1 protein-coding gene is annotated in these 462 nt (G+C 69.9%); it reads right to left on the bottom strand.

Translation table 11 applies throughout. The annotated features are described in order from the left end of the window. On the bottom strand, window positions 1–376 hold a 376-nt coding region (gene ruvA / locus IJ15_RS0124675; protein ID WP_031940937.1), incomplete at its 3' end, for a Holliday junction branch migration protein RuvA. Window positions 377–462: the final 86 nt, after the last annotated feature.

Here is a 462-nt window from a genome sequence, read left to right as displayed (position 1 = left end):
CGACGACCATCCGCTCGGCGCCGCGCTTGCCGATGCCGGGAACCCTCGTCAGGGCCGTGACATTGCCCTCGGCGAGCGCCTTGCGCAGCGCCTCCGGCTCGAGCACCGCGAGGATCGCCATCGCCAGGCGGGGACCGACACCGGACACCGTCTGCAGCAGGCCGAACAGATCCCGTGATTCCGTGTCGGCGAAGCCGTACAGCGTCATCGAGTCCTCGCGCACGATCATCGCGGTCAGCAGTCGCGCGTCGTCGCCGCGGCGCAACGTCGCCAACGTGGCCGGCGTGGCGTTGACGCGATAGCCGACGCCCGCGGCCTCGATCACCGCGTGGTCCAACCCGATCTCGAGGACCTCACCTCGCACCGAAGCGATCACCGTGTTCCTGCCTTCCTCGCGGCAACTTCCTTGAGCCGCAGTTCGTACCGACGCTTCTGTTCGGCAGCGGCGGCCTCGGCCGCCGC

It is taken from the genome of Prescottella defluvii (assembly GCF_000738775.1).
GTDB lineage: Bacteria > Actinomycetota > Actinomycetes > Mycobacteriales > Mycobacteriaceae > Prescottella > Prescottella defluvii.
Note: the sequence above shows the minus strand (reverse complement) of the source record. Positions and strands in the feature narration are given on the sequence as shown.